The organism is Larkinella arboricola, from assembly GCF_003259745.1.
Classification (GTDB): domain Bacteria; phylum Bacteroidota; class Bacteroidia; order Cytophagales; family Spirosomataceae; genus Larkinella; species Larkinella arboricola.
This window is the reverse complement of sequence record NZ_QLMC01000001.1, coordinates 827,057-845,537: the sequence shown is the minus strand read 5'-3', so window position 1 is coordinate 845,537 and position 18,481 is coordinate 827,057. Positions and strand designations below refer to the sequence as shown.

17 protein-coding genes are annotated in these 18,481 nt (G+C 43.0%); 14 read left to right on the top strand and 3 right to left on the bottom strand.

The window, feature by feature from the left end:
• The first annotated feature begins 268 nt into the window (after positions 1 to 268).
• Positions 269 to 2,257 (top strand): DNA primase, encoded by a 1,989-nt coding sequence (dnaG, locus tag LX87_RS03480; RefSeq protein WP_111626765.1) that lies wholly within the window; start codon positions 269 to 271, stop codon positions 2,255 to 2,257.
• A 72-nt stretch (positions 2,258 to 2,329) separates the two neighbouring features.
• On the opposite strand, the gene LX87_RS03475 is transcribed toward dnaG, so the two are convergent.
• On the bottom strand, positions 2,330 to 2,755 hold the full coding sequence (locus LX87_RS03475) for a helix-turn-helix domain-containing protein (protein ID WP_111626764.1): 426 nt from the start codon (positions 2,753 to 2,755) through the stop codon (positions 2,330 to 2,332).
• A gap of 329 nt (positions 2,756 to 3,084) precedes the next feature.
• On the opposite strand from LX87_RS03475, the gene LX87_RS03470 reads away from it, so the two are divergent.
• Positions 3,085 to 3,783 (top strand): response regulator transcription factor, encoded by a 699-nt coding sequence (locus tag LX87_RS03470; RefSeq protein ID WP_111626763.1) that lies wholly within the window; start codon positions 3,085 to 3,087, stop codon positions 3,781 to 3,783.
• A 34-nt stretch (positions 3,784 to 3,817) separates the two neighbouring features.
• On the opposite strand, the gene LX87_RS03465 is transcribed toward LX87_RS03470, so the two are convergent.
• Positions 3,818 to 4,795, bottom strand: coding sequence for a LytTR family DNA-binding domain-containing protein (locus LX87_RS03465; RefSeq protein ID WP_111626762.1), 978 nt, complete (start codon positions 4,793 to 4,795; stop codon positions 3,818 to 3,820).
• A gap of 221 nt (positions 4,796 to 5,016) precedes the next feature.
• Between LX87_RS03465 and LX87_RS03460 the strand changes: the two genes are divergently transcribed.
• Positions 5,017 to 5,214, top strand: a complete 198-nt coding sequence (locus tag LX87_RS03460) for a hypothetical protein (RefSeq protein WP_111626761.1) — start codon at positions 5,017 to 5,019, stop codon at positions 5,212 to 5,214.
• 12 nt (positions 5,215 to 5,226) lie between these two features.
• Positions 5,227 to 6,360 (top strand): lysophospholipid acyltransferase family protein, encoded by a 1,134-nt coding sequence (locus LX87_RS03455; protein WP_111626760.1) that lies wholly within the window; start codon positions 5,227 to 5,229, stop codon positions 6,358 to 6,360.
• Between the two features lie 553 nt (positions 6,361 to 6,913).
• On the opposite strand, the gene LX87_RS03450 is transcribed toward LX87_RS03455, so the two are convergent.
• A complete protein-coding gene (locus LX87_RS03450) occupies positions 6,914 to 7,240 on the bottom strand; it encodes a transposase (protein ID WP_111626759.1) in 327 nt (108 codons plus the stop codon).
• 382 nt (positions 7,241 to 7,622) lie between these two features.
• Here LX87_RS03450 and LX87_RS03445 point away from each other — a divergent pair, with 382 nt between their 5' ends.
• The 10 genes from LX87_RS03445 (at position 7,623) to LX87_RS03400 (ending at position 18,460) form a co-directional block, all read left to right on the top strand.
• Positions 7,623 to 8,411 carry a polysaccharide biosynthesis/export family protein gene (locus LX87_RS03445; protein WP_111626758.1) on the top strand — a complete coding sequence of 263 codons (789 nt, stop codon included), beginning with the start codon at positions 7,623 to 7,625 and terminating at the stop codon, positions 8,409 to 8,411.
• Between the two features lie 72 nt (positions 8,412 to 8,483).
• Complete coding sequence (locus LX87_RS03440; protein ID WP_111626757.1) at positions 8,484 to 10,838, top strand: GumC family protein; 2,355 nt, start codon at positions 8,484 to 8,486, stop codon at positions 10,836 to 10,838.
• 179 nt (positions 10,839 to 11,017) lie between these two features.
• Positions 11,018 to 11,602 carry a sugar transferase gene (locus tag LX87_RS03435; RefSeq protein ID WP_146624438.1) on the top strand — a complete coding sequence of 195 codons (585 nt, stop codon included), beginning with the start codon at positions 11,018 to 11,020 and terminating at the stop codon, positions 11,600 to 11,602.
• A 35-nt stretch (positions 11,603 to 11,637) separates the two neighbouring features.
• Positions 11,638 to 12,582 (top strand): glycosyltransferase family 2 protein, encoded by a 945-nt coding sequence (locus LX87_RS03430; protein WP_111626755.1) that lies wholly within the window; start codon positions 11,638 to 11,640, stop codon positions 12,580 to 12,582.
• A complete protein-coding gene (locus tag LX87_RS03425; RefSeq protein WP_111626754.1) occupies positions 12,575 to 13,216 on the top strand; it encodes a cyclase family protein in 642 nt (213 codons plus the stop codon). Before LX87_RS03430 ends, LX87_RS03425 begins: the two co-directional genes overlap by 8 nt.
• 11 nt (positions 13,217 to 13,227) lie before the next feature.
• On the top strand, positions 13,228 to 13,911 hold the full coding sequence (locus LX87_RS03420; protein ID WP_111626753.1) for an acylneuraminate cytidylyltransferase family protein: 684 nt from the start codon (positions 13,228 to 13,230) through the stop codon (positions 13,909 to 13,911).
• Positions 13,908 to 14,852: a phosphoglycerate dehydrogenase gene (locus LX87_RS03415; RefSeq protein WP_111626752.1), complete on the top strand. Its 945-nt coding sequence runs from the start codon at positions 13,908 to 13,910 to the stop codon at positions 14,850 to 14,852. Before LX87_RS03420 ends, LX87_RS03415 begins: the two co-directional genes overlap by 4 nt.
• 4 nt (positions 14,853 to 14,856) lie before the next feature.
• Positions 14,857 to 15,585: an SDR family NAD(P)-dependent oxidoreductase gene (locus tag LX87_RS03410; RefSeq protein ID WP_111626751.1), complete on the top strand. Its 729-nt coding sequence runs from the start codon at positions 14,857 to 14,859 to the stop codon at positions 15,583 to 15,585.
• Between the two features lie 32 nt (positions 15,586 to 15,617).
• Positions 15,618 to 17,015 (top strand): hypothetical protein, encoded by a 1,398-nt coding sequence (locus LX87_RS03405; protein ID WP_111626750.1) that lies wholly within the window; start codon positions 15,618 to 15,620, stop codon positions 17,013 to 17,015.
• A 2-nt stretch (positions 17,016 to 17,017) separates the two neighbouring features.
• Positions 17,018 to 18,460 carry a lipopolysaccharide biosynthesis protein gene (locus LX87_RS03400; protein WP_111626749.1) on the top strand — a complete coding sequence of 481 codons (1,443 nt, stop codon included), beginning with the start codon at positions 17,018 to 17,020 and terminating at the stop codon, positions 18,458 to 18,460.
• The last annotated feature ends 21 nt before the right edge of the window (positions 18,461 to 18,481 follow it).

The window sequence follows — 18,481 nt, the reverse complement described above, 5'->3', positions numbered from 1 at the left end:
GTGTACTGATCGGCGGTTTTGGATTGAGGTAAAACGACATCCGTATCGCCCGGCTTACGGCAACTGTTTAATCCAGCGAACAGGAAACATAGTACCACAAGAAATATTGCATGCTCAAGCAATTGTTTTAATGAGAATGGTGCTGACTGTCGGGTTGTAAAATCCATCATATTGTAGGAAGAATAACAGTAAGTAAGGTTAATATAACTCAAAAGTCGTAGATACAAAAACATTGCCAAAAGCGCCGGGAGTTGTGTACCTTTGAATTATGCGTATTCCGGAAGAAACCATCGACCGCATCCGTCAGTCGGCGGATATTATCGACGTTATTAGTGATTATGTTTCGCTTAAAAAGCGGGGGCAAAACTGGATTGCCTGCTGTCCTTTTCATAACGAAAAGACCCCGTCTTTCAATGTATCGCCCAGTCGGCAAATCTATAAATGCTTTGGCTGTGGCAAAGCGGGTGACCCCGTGCGGTTTGTCATGGACATTGAAAACATCGGCTATCCGGAAGCTCTGCGCCATCTGGCAAAGAAATACGGTATTGAGGTAGCTGAGGAACAGTTAACGCCGGATGAGCTGATTAAGCAAAATGAACGGGAAAGCCTGTTTATTGTCCTGAACTTTGCGAAAGATTATTATCATTCACATTTGTTAACCTCCGAAGAAGGCCATAGCATCGGGCTGAGTTATTTCCGGGAACGCGGCTTTCTGGACAATACCGTTCAGGCTTTTGAACTCGGTTATAGTTCGGACCAGTGGGACGCCCTACTTCAGGAAGCCGGTCGCCGGGGCTATCGTCCGGAATTGCTCGAAAAAGCCGGTTTGGTGTTGTCGAAAGAAGGCGGTAAAACCTACGATCGGTTTCGCGGTCGGGTTATCTTCCCGATTCATAACGTTTCGGGCCGGGTTATTGCGTTTGGAGCGCGCATCCTCAAAACGGACAAAAACCAGCCTAAATACCTGAACTCACCCGAAACGGAAGTCTATCACAAAAGTCAGGTTCTATACGGTATTTTTCAGGCCAAAAATGCGATCCGGCAGGAGGACATCTGCTACCTAACGGAGGGCTATACGGATGTCATATCCTTGCACCAGGCGGGGATCAAAAATGTGGTCGCTTCTTCAGGAACCTCGTTAACCATCGAGCAAATACGTTTGATTAGCCGCTTCACTCAGAACGTAACCATTTTGTACGACGGTGACGCTGCGGGCATCAAAGCGGCCTTACGGGGGTTGGATATGGTGCTGGAAGAGGGGCTGAATGTAAGTGTCGCAACGTTTCCCGATGGAGATGATCCGGACAGCTACGTGCGGAAAGTGGGGGCCGAAGCGTTTCGGAGTTACCTCAGTCGGCATTCCAACGATTTTATTACGTTTAAAACCGATATCCTGCTGAAAGATGCGGGTGACAATCCGTTCAAGCGGGCGGAAATTATTTCGGAAGTCATCCAGAGCATTTCAAAAATTCCTGATCCGATTAAACGGCAGGTATTTTTTCAGAAAACCGCACGTCAACTCCAGGTTGATGAGCAAACACTGATTTCGGAAAGCAACCGGATGTTGCTGAATCAGCAGAAGCAGCAAGTCAAACAACAGGAAAAAGCGGGGCCTTCAAACCGGGTAAATCAGCAGAGTTCAGTTTCCGCCCCTCCCGATTTAACGGAGCTTTTGCATGAATTCCCGGTAGAATCTCCCCCGACGGCTCCCAAAACAGCGGATCCGTTACCTTCCAAAAACCGTTCTCCTCTCTTCTATCAGGAAGAAGAATGCATTCGACTTTTGATTAATTACGGGGCACATGAACTGGAACCGGACATTTCGGTCTGCCACTATATGTTAAGTGAACTGGGTACAATGGAATTCGTGACGCCGATATTTAATAAAATGTTGAATGAAATTCGGGAGGGGTTTCTATCCAGTGAAATACGAACCGCAGATTATTTTCTGCGTCACCTCAATCAGGATTTCCAGCACCAGGCGATTAGCCTGGTTACGGTTCGGCATCAGCTCAGCGAAAACTGGCAGAAACACGAAATATACGTACCAACAGAAGTTGATAAATTAGCAGATGCCGCGTTTGGCAATATCCTGCGATTGAAAAAGCTGGTTGCCGAACAGCAAATGAAGGAAATAAAACAGCTAATTAGCCAGACGAACGATCCGGTTGAAAGCGATCGGCTCATGCTGGAATACATGCACTACAAAAAAGTAGATATTGAAATCGGCCGTTTACTAGGAACGGTCATTTCATGATGTTGCTGAATAACTAATGGTGATAGCCACGGGAGTAGTTCACCATTAGTTATTCAACCTATAACTTGATAGTCAGGCAGCCATGCTGTCCAACCTCGATATTTTCTTTACAAAGCGACGTAGAGTGTCCTGGCTAATAGGCTTTGGAAGCTGGTGGTTGATTTGTTGCAGGACCTGACGAGGTTCCTTCGGGAACGACTTCATTGCTTTCATTACTTTTTCAACGTGCTGCTGATCGTCTGGGTTCAGCTTCGGCTTCAGACCACGGCCGGGTTTGTCCTGCAACCCCTGAACACCATCCTGCTGCCAGCGATTCATCCAGTTATAGATACTGCGACGATCCACGGCGAACATTTCCATCAGTTCAGTAACCGTTAAACCGTAGTAGCTATACAATACACATTGGCAACGTTTTTTCAACACGTTGTTCTGGCTCTCACGAATCGTTTGACGGAGTTGCTCAATTTGTTGTCCAGTTAAATTTTTAACGTTCCGCATTGTTATTGATTTAGTAGTTGAGTTCCTTGAGTTTCGGAGTCTTGCTGTGAATTACAAGTGAAAACTACATCGTCAAATAGTATATAAAAAGTCATTTCGTACAGAATAACCACTTTTACGCGTGAAATAACCAAAATTACCGTATATAGCACCCGATTTTTTTGTTGGTTTCCTCTTCAGTTTTTATGTATCCGGTAAGTAAGAAGATTCAGAAGAACCAAAGCTGTATTTTGGTGATTTCACACAAAAAAGTAATGATTTCAATTTGCTCGATGAATCTCTAAGGAATGTTAATTTGTAGCTTCAAAAGAAAGGCTGCTATCTTTATCATGAACAATACAAATTCAAAACAGGAATCGTCTTCGCCTTCGTTTTCCCTTCGACGAAAAGACTTTTCCATCTTAGTAGCCCAGGCAGAATTGTTTACTTGTGAGGTACTGTGTCAATTACTGAAAGAACAAGGGTATAATGTAGTTGGAAAGGCAATTGAAATGGAGGACACACTTCAGCAGATAAGGGTTAAGCAACCCCAGTGTGTGATACTGGAGTCAGAAATCTCTGGCCGACGTAGCGTTGACATTGTCCAGCAGGCTCGTTCGGATAATCAACGGACAAAGTTTATTCTATATACCAGCAAACCTGATTTGAAGCTGGTAGCCAACGCAATGCAACAGGGCTTCTATGGCTTTTTGTACGCTAATGATGGCTTAGATGAACTCTATAAATGTTTTCAAACCATCAGCAGTGGCGGTTTTTACTATAGCCCGGGATTTTTATTGTTGCTGAAGAACTATGGAATGAATGTCATGACCGATGAGGTAAAACAGCAATTAAATCGGTTGACGGAACGGGAGCTTGAAATTCTTCGCTTAATAGCGGTGGGAACACCTGGTCATGAAATTGCGGACCGGTTATACATTAGTTATCGGACTCTGGCGAATCATAAAACTAACATGGCACAAAAACTGGATTTAGGAAGTTGTCGTAACTTAGCGCGTTTTGGAATTTCTGTAAAGGATTACCTCTGAGAGCTGACTTAGAACAGTTTTCAGTTTTTATTCCTTACAAAATTTCACTTTTAGGGGGAAGGTATTCAACTTCCTGAACAGAGAACTGTACAAGCCGATTTTTAAACTCTTGAAGACGAGCACGGGGCATATCGGTTTCGTCGTTATTAGGAGTCCGCATTCGGATAATGTACTTACCATTTTCCCAATGGGAATAACTTATAACAAAACTTAGATTAATAATGCAATTGCGTTTGGTTCGGAAGAACATGTCCGGATTCAGCTCCGCTGCCAGTTCGTTCATTGTTTTAGCGATGGCAAACCGGCCCGCAGGATGCACGGCATAGTAATACCGGTCTTCTGTCTCAAACCAATAACAGTCCTGTACGGCGATAATGGTTTCACCATGCGTACTTTTCACTTTCAGGTGGGTTAAATAAGCACCCGCCTGTGGAATTAACGACTGAAATGGATTGGCGGATTCACTGTTCCGTTTTCGCTGTCGGCGTTTTTCGAGTAAATCAACCAGCAAGGAACCGTTCACGGCTCCGTACCCCATAATCAGAACCGGAATTAGATACATAAAATAAACTTTGATGTTATATGTACCTTGAAGATAATTTTCTAAGTAGTAGGCGAAGCTGTAGTTTGGAAACTCTACCAGTAGATACCGAATGGTTTGCGTTACCGGATTAAACAGAAAGAACGCAAATAGCATAACAGGTAGAATTTTCACCTCATAATTCAGGATGTTTTTAGGGGTCAGTTCAAGGTTCTTGATTCGACAGGCGTCATGAAAGGTATTCAGAAGCATTAACAGGATAACAAGAGTAGATACTTCTGGCAGAAGCATTCCCCGAAAAATAATCCATAGGTAACCCAGCAAGCCACCAAATTTTTGGACTATGTCCAGCTTCCTTTCAAAAGCAAATAGCCAGTTAAATGCCTCAAAAGTCAGTACTGCCAACAGCAGAATGCTCAGACTCTTAAAGGGCCTTCTTACATACGTCAGATTTAGCGGTACTTCGGTCATGATTACTCTAAATCGTGTTCTTTTCGTTTGAACTCTGCTAAGTTACTAACAAATAATAGTAATTAGTTACTAGAGCCGCATAAATTTTTAGCCAAAAGCTGCTATTCTCTAGCCCCCTATAACCCGGTAATTTTGTCTTAATCAATCGGCAGAATAATCCCGGGTAAAAATGGTCGATTGATGACAAGTTTCATTTGAATCACTTAATATCATCTATCGTCATGAAAAAGAACTTTGTTATCAAATCAGCTAAACAAATGTTGAATGCAGCTACTACAAACCTGAATGTAATAGCTAAAAATGAAACCAATGACAATGCCTTGTTGGCCGCAAAGGGGGGCAAAGAACAGGTCTGCTGCGAATGGATCCCTACATTCCTCGGTCTACAGCCGAACGCTGACCAACTGGCACTTTCTTAATCTATATTGTTTATGAGCAACTTCGTGCATCAATATCAAAGAGAACTGGATCGTTGTCGCCAACAATTCGAATCTTTGGACCTTCGGAAAGAGCAAGGTTATCTCTTTAAGTTTACCACGTTCTCGGCGAGTGTTCAGAACATCCTGCCAGAGATTCCGATTGAGAAGCACGAGGAACTTTTTCAGAAATTGCTGCTTCAGCAGGTCTACACAACCTTTGATCAGCAATTTCTGACCGCTAACGATCTGATTCAGACGAAAGGACCCATTCAGGAACTGATTAGTAGCCCACGGCCCAATATTTATTGCACTTTTCACTTGGGCTCTTATCGGCTAATGGCTACGTATCTGTACCGAAATGGCCTTGACGTTACGCTGATGGTCAGTAGTGGTACCTATCAACAACAGGGAAAGGACATTTGGGCAACCATCAAAGGGCTTCAGAAAAAGCATAAGCTAACCAACTCCTTTCAAATGCTGGATGCCGAGCAGCCGTCATCGACTCTTCAGGTCATCCGTGCATTGCGGGCCGGCACTTCTCTGGTTATCTTTATTGACGGTGTTACCAGTACTACGGGTTTAAACCGCCAGGAAGATAAAGAAATCCAGGTACGCTTTGGTGCTCAGAACGTTTGGGCCCGTAAAGGAGTTGGTTTTCTTTCCCATATGACCCAGACACCTATTATTCCGGTGATTGGGTACCGGGATAAGAACCTGAACAATGTGTTGTCTTTCCTTGATCCCATTATTCCTGAAGCCGGCTGCGACCGTGAAACCTATTGTCGCCGTAGCCTGCAACAAATTTATGATCTGTTCTGGCACTACTTAACGAAGTATCCGGAACAATGGGAAGGCTGGAATTACATTCACAAATTCCTTGACCAACATGAATTAGAACAACGTGCCGACTCTTTTAGGTCTCAGCATCAGCAGCTTACTAAAAGAGTAGCTTTTAACCACGAGCGCTATTCCATCTGCGATTTAGAAGAAGCGCCGATTCTTTTTGATCGTCGGTTGTACCTCACTTACGAAATCACAGCGGACCTGCGTGATTTTCTGCTACAGATTGGCACAATCGAAACCCCCGAAGAGGTACTGGGTACTGATTTATATCTCGATCTTCTATCTAAGCAAATTATTGCTTAACCAGGACCCTCACTAAGTTACTTAATGTTACTTTTTAAGTCGGATTGTGAACATCTGTTCAAATCCGACTTTTCTTTTGCACTATCCCAATATTACCTCTTTCTTAAAGCTTAACTGGCATAAATTTTGTAACCATTTAAGTGAAAGCGTACCAATACTTGTCCGGCAATTCTTAAAAAAGGTAACTTGAGAACTGGCAGTTAAAGTAACCGCCAAATGGCAAAAAGCATATTTATAGTTTATTTTACGGACAAGTATCTTGGATTAGAACAACTTTCACTAAATTTGATTTACCGATTACAAAGAAGCTTGTTTGAGGTTACTCGGCCTTTTTGACTGATAATTCTTGTAAGCGAATAATGGAAACAGAATGATTTAATGTTTTTAGATTTAAAGTAGCATTATTTTTTAATAGTTACTTTAACTGTAAAGGTTTCTATCTCTGTTGCACCATTCTTTTCAACGTATATTGAAAGGAATCAAAAGCGTAAGTTGTATTCGTCTATTGAGACGAATGAAACGTTAGCTGATATGTCGAAATACACGCTTGTATCTAACTAACAGACTGATGAAGGGGTTGCTCCGATGTAACCGGTGCATAATTTTCTGTTGCGGTTACAGCAGGGAAATTCAATTGCAAAAGCGTCAGAATTTTAGCCAAGGTACCATCGCGTTGCCAGCGACGAAAACGATCATAAATGGTTTTCCAGGAACCGTAACGTTCAGGCAGATCACGCCAGGGCGCGCCGGAATTTAAGATCCAGAGAATACCATTAATGGATTGACGGTGGGAGCGCCACGGGCGACCGGGGCGATTGTTAGAGGGCATCATATCCTTTAGTTTTTCCCACTGGGAGTCGGTCAATTCATACTTTCGCATGGCAAAAAAGACAAGAGATAAAGATTAATACCAAAATACCGGACTAAGTAATTGCAAAGATAAATTCATAGTCTGTACAGTGTCGATTATGAATTCGCACAATTCACGGGGTCGCGATCAACCGTTAAAAGTCTGATAACTCATTCGACACCGAAAAATGAGAAAATATTTTTGCAATTCCTAAAACTGATGGCCATAATTTTAGGATACGGTACGTATTTTGTTACCATAAAAACAAAACACTTACGAAATTTTTTTTGCGTTTTTCATCAGGACTTTAAATAAATAGCTTTAGAAAGGCTATTTCAAGGGCGTCTAGATCTTCGGTCTCGTCTTTCTGTCGGATAAATCAGTATTTATAAAGGTTATTTAACATAAACACATGAAGAATTGGAATTGGCTCGTATTCGGTCTAATGATCATTGGTTTCTCGTCCTGCATCTCCCAAAAACAGATCACTTATTTTCAAGGCCCCCTCGCTGACAGCACGGCAATCGTTCAGGAAATTACGAACCGGTATGTACCGGTTATTCAAATCAATGATTTATTAGGTATAAATGTCAATAGTCTGAACCCGGAAGCCAGTAGTTTTTTTAACCCCTACGCCGGTATCGAACAGCGTATGAATCTAAACTCTTTTCAAGGGCAGGTTCCGGTTACAAGCGCTGTTGGTTACCTGGTAGATGCAGAAGGCAACGTTCAATTACCATTGGTAGGAAAAATAAAAATTGCCGGGCTGACATCGACCGGCGCACGGGATTTAATTCAGGAGAAACTTAAAAAATATTTGAAAGAACCGACGGTAGCGGTCCGATTTTTGAACTTCAAAGTATCGGTACTAGGTGAGGTAGCCCGACCATCCATGTTCAGCGTACCAAACGAACAAATGACGCTGACAGAAGCCCTGAGTTTGGCCGGAGACATTACCATCTATGGCCGACGCGACAATGTCATGATTATCCGGGAGACTAATGGTAAACGGGAATTCGGCCGAGTCAATATGAACCAGCGCGACTTGTTTAAATCTCCTTTTTACTATTTGCATCCAAACGACGTCATATATGTAGAACCGGGAAAAGCTCGTCTGGCCTATGCTGATCGCTTCTACACGATTCTACCCTCCGTGATTGGTGCACTATCCTTTATAGCTGTTATTCTACGCAATTATTAGTCAAGTTATTAGCAGACAAATCCGTTCCGGACAAACTGCCATCCAAATAAATACCTAATTACTCAAAACGTTATGATTACGAACCCGTACGTTTATCAGCAGGAGGAAAAAGAACCTGACCTGCAGTTAATCCTCTTTCGGTATTTGAAAAACTGGAAGTGGTTTCTCCTCTCGCTCATTGTTGCGCTTGCACTTGGGTACACGTATCTCCTTTACCAAGTTCCCATCTACAAAGTACAAAGCAGTATTTTGATTAAAGATGAGAAGAAGGGAATCTCGGCTGACAACATCATGAAAGAGATGGATCTCTTTACCGACTCGAAAGTTGTTGAAAACGAGATGGAGATCCTGAAGTCCTACACAATCATGGAGAAGGTAAACGACGCCTTGTCGCTTGATGTGACCTATTTCCATGATACGCCAGTGGGCGAACGTGAGATTTATAAAGATTCTCCTTTTCGCCTGGTCATTGAGCAACCGAATGCATTGATCTATGAAGAGCCTCTTACGGTTTCCTTTACAAGTGCAAAAACCGTCAAGATTGGAGAAAAAATCTATCCGGTTAACCAAAGCCTGAATACGGAATTCGGACGCATCCGGGTTTTCCCAAAAGCAACGGCTGGACTTGATACCATACCGGTTATTGTACACGTAGCTCCTAAACAGGAAGTTATTCAGAGCTACGTTGAAGCGCTGAAAGTGGAACCCACCAGCAAGCAATCAACGGTATTGGTACTTAGCCTGGAAACGGCCGTGCCCGAAAAAGGACGCAATATTCTCGATAAGATTATTGAGGAATACAACGATGCTGCTTTGAAAGATAAAAACCTGGTAGCTTCCAATACCCTTGATTTTATCGAAGAACGTCTTCAGTTAATCTCTGGTGAGTTGGCTACCGTAGAAAAAGACGTGGAGGTTTATAAATCAGCCCAGGGTATTACAGACATTAGTACCGAGTCTCAGATCTTTCTGCAAAGTGTTCAACAGAACGATGCTCAGTTGAGTCAGGTTAATATTCAATTGGGTGCATTAGCAGATGTTGAACGTTACATCCAGCGAAAAAATGGTGAAAACGGTTCGGCCCCATCTACGTTAGGCTTGAGTGATCCTACCTTGTTAAAACTAATTACAAATGTATCGGAACTCGAGCTCCAACGTGAGCATCTAATTAAAACAACTTCCGAAAACAACCCTCTTCTGCGATCATTGGATGACCAGATTCGTTCTACCAAGGCGAATATTAATGAAAACATCCAGACAATGAAAAATATTTTACAGGGAACCCGGCAGAGATTACTGACTCATAATCAGAAGTTTGAAACAATGATTCGGTCAGTTCCCCGTAAAGAACGTGCGTTACTGGATATTACTCGCCAACAGGCCATTAAAAACAACCTGTATACCTACTTGCTTGCTAAACGGGAAGAAACAGCCCTCTCCTACGCATCAACGATTGCCGACAGTCGGACCATTGACAGAGCAAGAAGCACTAGTAAGCCGGTTAAGCCTAAGAAAGCCTTGGTTTTCCTCTTATTCGGAGCTTTTGGCCTTATGATTCCGATAGGGGTGCTGGCCGGTCGAGATATGCTGAACAACCGCATCAGCAAGCGCACGGATATTGAAGAACTGACCAAAACGCCTATTATCGGTGAAATCGCTTATGCCAAGCATAAATTCCCGATGGTTGTCACTTCCAATAGCCGATCCATTGTGGCTGAGCAAGTGCGGGCCATGCGTACCAACCTGCAATTCCTCAGATCGAATAACGAGAGCTTGGCTATCCTGTTCACCTCAAGTATGAGTGGTGAAGGTAAATCATTTATCTCACTCAACCTCGGCGCCAGCTTAGCCTTAATTGATCGTCCTACGGTCATTCTGGAAATGGACTTGCGTCGTCCGAAGCTGCATTCCATGCTGAACATGCCGAATACCGTGGGCCTTAGCAACTACCTCGTCGGCCAGGTATCCTTGGATGAGATTATACAACCGGTTCCGGGCATGGACAATTACTTTATCCTAACCAGCGGCCCCATCCCGCCAAACCCTGCCGAACTTTTGGTTAGCGATAAGGTAGAAGAATTATTCCAGCAGTTACGCGAACGGTTCCAGTACATTATCATAGACTCCCCCCCAATTGGTCTGGTTACAGATGCACAGATTCTGGCCGATAAAGCGGATGCAACCATGTACGTTGTGCGGCACGAAGTAACGCCGAAGCAACATTTGAAGATGGTGGATGTCATGTACAAAGAACAGCGGTTCCGCAAGCTAAGCCTGGTCCTGAATTCCATCCAGGAAAACAGCGCCTACGGCTATGGGTATGGCTACGGCTATGGGTATGGCTATGGGTATGGCGCCGGTGGATATTATGAACAGGACACCGATAAAAAGAAACCTTTTCTGAAGCGGTTGTTACCAGGAAGCTAAGCTGCTTAGCCCACTCAACAAAGTTTACGGCAAATTACTGGCCGGGGTAAAATCCGGCTAGTAAAAACTTTGCCCAAACTGCCCCAATCACTCAACCTGGAAACGTTATGATTAACTTGTTACAACCGAATTCCTCGTATTATGTGGTCAGGGAGACGACTGCGAGGAAGCCCCAACCCATGGTGAAACGATGCTTCGACCTCATCGTTTCTCTGCTGGTTACTGCCTTTATTCTTTCCTGGCTACTACCATTAATCGGTTTTCTAATCCGACTGGAATCCAAAGGCCCTATTTTATTTGTGCAGCTACGTTCTGGAATAAATGGTCGACCATTTCCCTGTTTGAAATTCCGAACGATGAAGCATCAGAAAAATGCTTCCTTTAAGCAGGCTACTCAAAACGATGTCCGGGTAACTCGGATTGGACGAATCCTTCGAAAAACGAATTTGGATGAGCTGCCACAAGTATTGAATGTCATTGCTGGCCATATGAGTATAGTAGGTCCACGTCCACACCCTATCCCACTGGATATTCAGTACTTACCCCTTATACCAGAATACCGCGAACGCTTCAGAACTAAACCTGGAATAACCGGATTAGCTCAAGCAAAAGGATTACGGGGTGAAACTTCAGAATTAAACCAAATGCGCCATCGCGTTCGCTATGATATTTGGTACACCAAATATTCCTCACTGCTTCTTGATATAAAGATTTGCTGGTGGACGGTGGAAAAGATGATAAAAGGTGATAAAAATGCCTGGTAAAAACGCGCATTAGAATCTGCTAAGATATAAAACCCATGACTTGTAGCATTATTATACGAGCATTCAACGAAGAAGCTCACATTGGTAAATTGTTGAATGGAATCAAACAGCAGGAAACTCATACAGACTTAGAAGTTATTCTGGTTGATTCTGGCTCCAAAGACAAAACCGTTCAAATTGCCGAAAGCTATGGTACCAAAATTGTACGGATTAGACCTGAAGAGTTTTCGTTTGGCCGGGCATTGAATCTTGGCTGCCAGCACGCTTCGGGTGACATACTTCTTTTTGCGAGTGCTCACGTATATCCAGTCTATACCAATTGGATCGATCAGATGTTAAAACCATTTGAAGATCCTAAAGTCGCTCTTTCATATGGTCGGCAGATTGGAAATCACCAAAGTAAGTACTCCGAACAGCAACTGTTTGCCAAATGGTTTCCGGCGGTATCTAATTATAACCAGCAAATTCCGTTTTGCAACAATGCCAATACCGCAATTCGTCGCTCTTTGTGGGAGGAATTGCCGTATGATGAAACCCTCACGGGACTAGAAGATTTGCATTGGGCCAGTGAGATTTTACAGCGAGGCTACCGAATTGCCTATGATGCAGATGCAACGATCGTCCATGTACACGAAGAAACGCCCCGCAAGGTATTTAACCGCTACTATCGGGAAGCCATTGCCTTCAAGCGGCTCAAACCAATGGCCAAATTCAGCCTATGGGACTTTGCATATTTATCGGTCTCAAATTTGATGAGTGATTATGTGACAGCAATTCAGGAGCGTGTGTTTTGGAAACATATTACAGAAATTCCAGTGTTCAGAATCCTTCAGTTTTGGGGAACGTATCAGGGATACCGTTTCATTGGTACCCTTGACCGAACGCTTCGAGAACGCTTCTATTATCCTAATGAAGTATTCAGACGCGAAAAACCTGCTACTCAGGAGCCCCTGGCTATGAAACAGATCGCTTATGAATAATCAGGAACTAATTGATATTTCAGTAACATTAGCTCCGAACCTGCCTACATGGCCAGGCAGCTATGGACTCAATATCGAGCGATTACAGGAAATTGGAGCTGATTCGGATGCTAACGTTAGCCGACTGGATATGGATGTCCATACGGGAACGCATATTGATGCTCCTTTGCATTTTGTTGCAAATGCCGAAGATACGTTATCGATTCCCCTATCAACGCTGGTAGGCCCGTGCCGGGTGATTTCCATTCCGCATACGGCCGTTATTACCCGGGACATGCTACATAGGTGGGTTGGTACTATGGTTCCAAAGCGCATTCTGTTTCAAACTGACAATTCATCATCCCGTTGGGACAAGCGACCTTTCAATCAGTCTTTCACGGCTTTGTCGGCCGATGCCGCCGAATGGTTGGTGGAAAATGGAGTTCTGCTGGTGGGTATTGATTACCTCTCGATCCAGCGCTTTGCCGATGCCCCGGACACGCATCAAATTTTATTAAAAAACCGGGTGGTCATTCTGGAAGGAATTTATCTGGGCCGCGTGACCCCGGGAAGCTATCAATTGATTTGCCTGCCCTTAAAAGTAAAGGGTGTGGAAGGAGTGCCCTGTCGGGCTGTGTTACAAAAAACTACTTAACGTTATCCAATATGTCTTATTCTGTTGCAGCTATTGTTCCCATGCGTCATTCAAGTGAACGCGTTCCCGGGAAAAACTACCGCGATTTCGCTGGTAAACCTCTGTTTCATCGTATCATCGACACCCTGTTGGAATGTCCGTCTATTTCTCAGGTTGTTATTGACACCGACAGCCCGACGGTTATCGAGCAGGCTGCATTTCATTATCCGACAGTAACGGTATTGGAACGGCCTGAACACTTACGGGATGGAGCCATTCCAATGAACAATGTTTTGTTGAATACGTGTGATCAGATTAAAGCTGACTTCTATTTACAAACCCATAGTACCAACCCGCTGTTGTCTGCAGAAACTGTCGAAAAAGGAATTCAGCAGTTTTTGAAAAATTATCCGATTTATGATACTCTATTCGGAGTAACTCGCCTGCAGGTCCGCCTGTGGGATGCCTTGGCGAGAGCCGTCAACCACAACCCGGCCATCTTGCTGCGGACACAGGATCTGCCCCCGCTGTACATGGAGAACTCCTGTATGTACCTCTTCAAAAAGGAAACGCTGATCCAGAAGCATAACCGTATCGGTGACCGTCCTTTTATGTACGAGATCCCCGAAATTGAGGCTCAGGACATCGATGTTGAACTGAATTTTAAAGTAGCTGAATTTCTCTTTACCGAACTCTATCCCGAACTGACCGTATGAAAGTTTTAATAACCTGTCCCCCAATGCTGGGACAATTGGCTGAATTCTTACCTATATTTGAAGAAGCTGGCATTGAAGTTGTCGCGCCGAAAGTAGTTCAGATTTTGTCGGAAGAAGAGTTGCTCGAACTCGTTCCAACTGTCGACGGCTGGATTATCGGTGACGATCAGGCGACGGAGCGAATCTTCCGCGCTGGTAAAGCCGGAAAGCTGAAAGCAGCCGTTAAATGGGGCATTGGCGTTGATAACGTCGATTTTAAAGCTTGTAAAGAGTTAGGTATCCCCATCATCAACACTCCGATGATGTTCGGAGCTGAAGTTGCTACGATTGCCGTCTCTTACGTCCTGGGGCTAGCTCGGGAAACTTATTATATCGACCGTGAAGTGCGGGCTGGCAATTGGGTAAAGCCGGCCGGAATGTCGCTGGCAGGTCATACCGTTGCGCTGGTTGGTTTCGGTGATATAGGTAAGTCGACTGCCCGCTTCCTGAAGGCATTCGACATGAATATCAATGTTTATGATCCTTTTGCCAAGCGTACGGAAGAGGATGAAGCGGCCTATCGTTTTCTGGACTTCCCTCAAGAGCTGGAAACCGCCGACTTTGTGGTTACAACCTGTGCGCTGACACCAGCAACTAAGCACATGATTAATGCTGAGACAATTCAACGAATGAAAGATGGCGTTCGGATCGTAAATGTATCACGTGGCCCGATTGTTGATGAAGTTGCATTGGTTGAGGGCCTCAAAAGTGGCAAAGTTCACTCAGCTGGTTTGGATGTATTTGAAGTCGAGCCCCTACCTATGGATTCTGAACTGCGTAAATTTGACCGCTGCATATTCGGAACCCATAACGGCTCTAATACGATTCAGGGCGTTCGGCGCGCCAGCCATCAGGCAATCCGTTCAATGTTTGAATTTCTGGAAGTTGGTGTAACGGCTTAAGATTATGAGAAAAGTATTAATCACAGGTGTTTTAGGTGGTATTGGCAGTGCGTTAGCGAAAGGTTTTCGGGAAGCGGGTTACTATGTATATGGTCTGGATATTCAGGATTCTGATAATCACCAGGCTGACCGTTTAATCCAGTTCGATTTGCATCAGTTCAGCACCAACGAAGACTACCGGAACGAGTGGAAACACAATTTCAATGTTCTGATTCCGGAGCTCCATGTTCTGATCAACAATGCAGCCGTACAGCTTCTGGATAGTCTCGACGATCTAAAGCTTAATGACTGGAATCATACCATGTCGGTTAACCTGACCGGACCGCTTTTGCTGAGCCAGCATTTTCTGGAGCAACTGGAAGAAGTCAATGGATGCATTGTCAATATTGGCAGCATTCACCAGCAGTTGACGAAACGCCGGTTCATCAGTTACGCGACCTCAAAAAGCGCTCTAATTGGCTTGACAAAAGCGTTGGCGGTCGATCTAGAAGGTCGTGTTCGGGTTAATGCAATCAGCCCAGCCGCCATTGAAACCGATATGCTACTGGCTGGTTTCAACGGAGACCAGGGTGCTCTCGACGAACTGCGGAAAATTCATCCAGTTCAACGCATTGGCTCCCCCAACGATGTTGCCAAGCTGGCATTATTCCTCGCTTCGGAAGGTTCCGGCTTCATCCACGGTGCCAACCTGTCGCTGGATGGTGGAATTAGCTCAGTGTTGAAGGATTTGTGAGAATAAATTAAAGAATCGAACGGGAAAGAATAATGGGAAATAACGTAAAGGTATACTACTTCATTCTTTTTTTCCTTTTATGGGTAAAAACGACTGGTGGCTATGCTCAAGAGACGGAACAATACCCCATTATTCTTTCTTCCCGCTGGTTTCATCCTTCATCGCCGAAAGACACGCTTAGCACAATCCGAATGGTAGAGTTGTACAAACCTGACCGAATTGATTGGATGTACTGTACGAATGATAGTCAGCTCGCTCAGCTTCGGATGAGAAAGGTACCTTACAGTTTGGCTATTAATCCGCAAGTACCAGATTCTGCTGGTTACACGGTTAACGGGCGGATAAAAGACTTTCGGGGACAGAAACTGGCCGCTCCCTGGATGCGAAACTGGAAGCAAAAGAACCCGTATTGGGGATGTGTTAATGCACCCGTCTTCCAGCAATTGTTTCTCCAAGAGTCTTATAAATTAATCGATCTAAAAGCGTATGGGCTATTTGTGGATGATGCCCGATTTAATGACCACGCCACAGAATGGGGCGGCTGTCTCTGCGAGTATTGCCTGACCGGTTTTACAAAGTATTTACAAGACAATGGTGCCGACAGCCTCAAATCGTCGTTCAATTACCGGGTTTTTTTACAGAATGAGGGAATTGAAGTACTCCCTATCAAGGACCGCCTTATTCCGCTGTGGATTCATTACCAAACTTTCCAGACACAGTCAGTAATTCGCTTTTTGAAAACTTGGCGACAAGAAGTAGAAAAATACGCAGGACGACCCGTTACATTCTTAACAAATAATTACGGTGGTCAATGGACTGAGATCTATAAGATTTTTGACATTGGCGTAGCCGAATTGCCCGAAAACCGATTAAACCGGAATTATTTATTGGCTCGTATGACAGAAGCCGATCGATTGAATAAAAAGCAATACTTTGCTCTTTCATCCGATAAGGAGGGAAAGCAATTAAAGGCTCTTTTTCTAACTTACTCCGCAGGCAGTACACTAATTATTCCATGGGACGTGTACATTCCTACAAAATCAGAGCAGACAGCGAACCGCTATTTTGGAGAAAACCAAAAATTCCAACCTATTTATCATCTACTTCGGCAGGGACAAAAACATATTCTACGAACAGCTAACGCAAATAATAAAGCTCGCAAAGCCGCCCCTTTCCAAATTATAACTGAATCCAAAAGGGATTCTTTAAACTTACATGAATATGACTTTGGAAAATATCGGATTGTTATGATTGAAATTGATAAGTATAGAAAGAGTCACACAATTAAGTTGCAGCCATCAACTCTTTTAAAAAAAGAAAATATACAAGTGCTGTTCCCAGACCCAGAACTTGTGGATATCTGGCAAGAAGGCCGAAATTATAAAGTAATTTTTTCTTCCGAGCTAGTTATTTTAAGAATATCTAAATAGTAATGAAGAAAAGGTTTATAATCTTATTCGACAAAGTATGGAACTCACCTACAGCGACAACCTGGATGAGTTATTCAACTCGTGCATTAAGTCTATTTGTGATATTACCATTAGTATTAAAAAAGTTTCCTGAAGAAGAAATTGCATTATGGTATCTATTTTCTACCGTTATTGCTCTTCAAGGCATAATGGACTTAGGTTTTAGATCTACATTCATCCGATTAATATCTTATGCACATGCTGGAGCAAAAGATATTGAAACAATTTCCAAGCATACAAAGAGAAGTATATTAGATGTGCCCAATTGGGAATTAGTCGGTAAGCTATATTCTAATATGATTTACATCTATAGAATATTAGCGCTTATTGCCTTCATTGTGATAGGAACTGCAGGCACATGGGCAATGATAAAGCCAATATTTCAAACAGACGATTTACTTTCCTCATGGCTTTCGTGGGGTGTTGTAGCAGTCGCATCAGTATACAAGTTTTATGGAGCAATATACAGCAATTACTTAGAAGGTTTAAATAAAATTCCGCTGGTAAGAAGGTGGGAATCTTTAACTTCAATTGCTGGCAGTGTTACTAGTATAATTGCGCTTTTATTCACAAACGATCTCCTCGTTTTAGTTTCAACTAACCAATTCTGGGTAATTGCCTCTGTAGCAAGAAATTTTTATTTGAGTAGAGCTATAGAAGGACACCAGTTTAGCAAACTAAGGATAACCAATAAATTTGATAAAGAAATTTTCAACAGAATATGGCCAGTGGCTTGGAGAAGTGGAATCTCCGGAATTATGTCTAATGGACTTGTCAATATTACAAGCATTCTATATGCTCAAATTGGTACAAGTGGAGATGTAGCATCTTATTTATTAGCTGTAAGAATAATAACTCAAGTTAAAGAGATATCAATGGCTCCTTTTTACAGTAAAATTCCATTATACTCAAAATTACGCATTCAAGGAGAAATTAGAGAGTTAATATCTAAAGCTCAAAAAGGAATGTTTCTATCACATTTAATATATATTTTAGGTGTAATAGCAGTAGGTTTAGGTTCTGAATTTGTTATTTCTCTATTAGATAGTAATATAAAATTTATTTCAAATGATTTATGGATCCTATTATCTATTGCCTACTTCGTTCATAGATTCGGGGCTATGCATATGCAGCTATACCTAACAACTAACCATGTTATATCGCATATTGCAGACGGGGTATCTGGCATAATATTTGTAATTATAAGTTTTGCATTGATAAGCACATATGGTTTATATGCTATTCCTATTGGGATGTTGGCTGGATATTTAGGATTCTATGCATGGTACGCTACATCAGCTTCTGTTAAGAGTCTTTCGATAAATTTTTATAATTTTGAACGTAAGACCTCTATGATACCACTATTATTATTTGCATTTTATGTATTTATAGCATACATAATTTGACTATTAATTTATGTAACATAA

What these genes read in the sequence shown, in the direction of transcription:
- LX87_RS03445 (WP_111626758.1), top strand. Translation starts at nt 7,623, where the DNA reads ATGAAGAATTGGAATTGGCTCGTATTCGGTCTAATGATCATTGGTTTC.
- LX87_RS03405 (WP_111626750.1), top strand. Translation starts at nt 15,618, where the DNA reads ATGGGAAATAACGTAAAGGTATACTACTTCATTCTTTTTTTCCTTTTA.
- LX87_RS03435 (WP_146624438.1), top strand. Translation starts at nt 11,018, where the DNA reads ATGGTGAAACGATGCTTCGACCTCATCGTTTCTCTGCTGGTTACTGCC.
- LX87_RS03420 (WP_111626753.1), top strand. Translation starts at nt 13,228, where the DNA reads ATGTCTTATTCTGTTGCAGCTATTGTTCCCATGCGTCATTCAAGTGAA.
- LX87_RS03425 (WP_111626754.1), top strand. Translation starts at nt 12,575, where the DNA reads ATGAATAATCAGGAACTAATTGATATTTCAGTAACATTAGCTCCGAAC.
- LX87_RS03400 (WP_111626749.1), top strand. Translation starts at nt 17,018, where the DNA reads ATGAAGAAAAGGTTTATAATCTTATTCGACAAAGTATGGAACTCACCT.
- LX87_RS03440 (WP_111626757.1), top strand. Translation starts at nt 8,484, where the DNA reads ATGATTACGAACCCGTACGTTTATCAGCAGGAGGAAAAAGAACCTGAC.
- LX87_RS03475 (WP_111626764.1), bottom strand. Translation starts at nt 2,755, where the DNA reads ATGCGGAACGTTAAAAATTTAACTGGACAACAAATTGAGCAACTCCGT.
- LX87_RS03450 (WP_111626759.1), bottom strand. Translation starts at nt 7,240, where the DNA reads ATGCGAAAGTATGAATTGACCGACTCCCAGTGGGAAAAACTAAAGGAT.
- LX87_RS03460 (WP_111626761.1), top strand. Translation starts at nt 5,017, where the DNA reads ATGAAAAAGAACTTTGTTATCAAATCAGCTAAACAAATGTTGAATGCA.
- LX87_RS03465 (WP_111626762.1), bottom strand. Translation starts at nt 4,795, where the DNA reads ATGACCGAAGTACCGCTAAATCTGACGTATGTAAGAAGGCCCTTTAAG.
- LX87_RS03455 (WP_111626760.1), top strand. Translation starts at nt 5,227, where the DNA reads ATGAGCAACTTCGTGCATCAATATCAAAGAGAACTGGATCGTTGTCGC.
- LX87_RS03470 (WP_111626763.1), top strand. Translation starts at nt 3,085, where the DNA reads ATGAACAATACAAATTCAAAACAGGAATCGTCTTCGCCTTCGTTTTCC.
- LX87_RS03410 (WP_111626751.1), top strand. Translation starts at nt 14,857, where the DNA reads ATGAGAAAAGTATTAATCACAGGTGTTTTAGGTGGTATTGGCAGTGCG.
- dnaG (WP_111626765.1), top strand. Translation starts at nt 269, where the DNA reads ATGCGTATTCCGGAAGAAACCATCGACCGCATCCGTCAGTCGGCGGAT.
- LX87_RS03415 (WP_111626752.1), top strand. Translation starts at nt 13,908, where the DNA reads ATGAAAGTTTTAATAACCTGTCCCCCAATGCTGGGACAATTGGCTGAA.
- LX87_RS03430 (WP_111626755.1), top strand. Translation starts at nt 11,638, where the DNA reads ATGACTTGTAGCATTATTATACGAGCATTCAACGAAGAAGCTCACATT.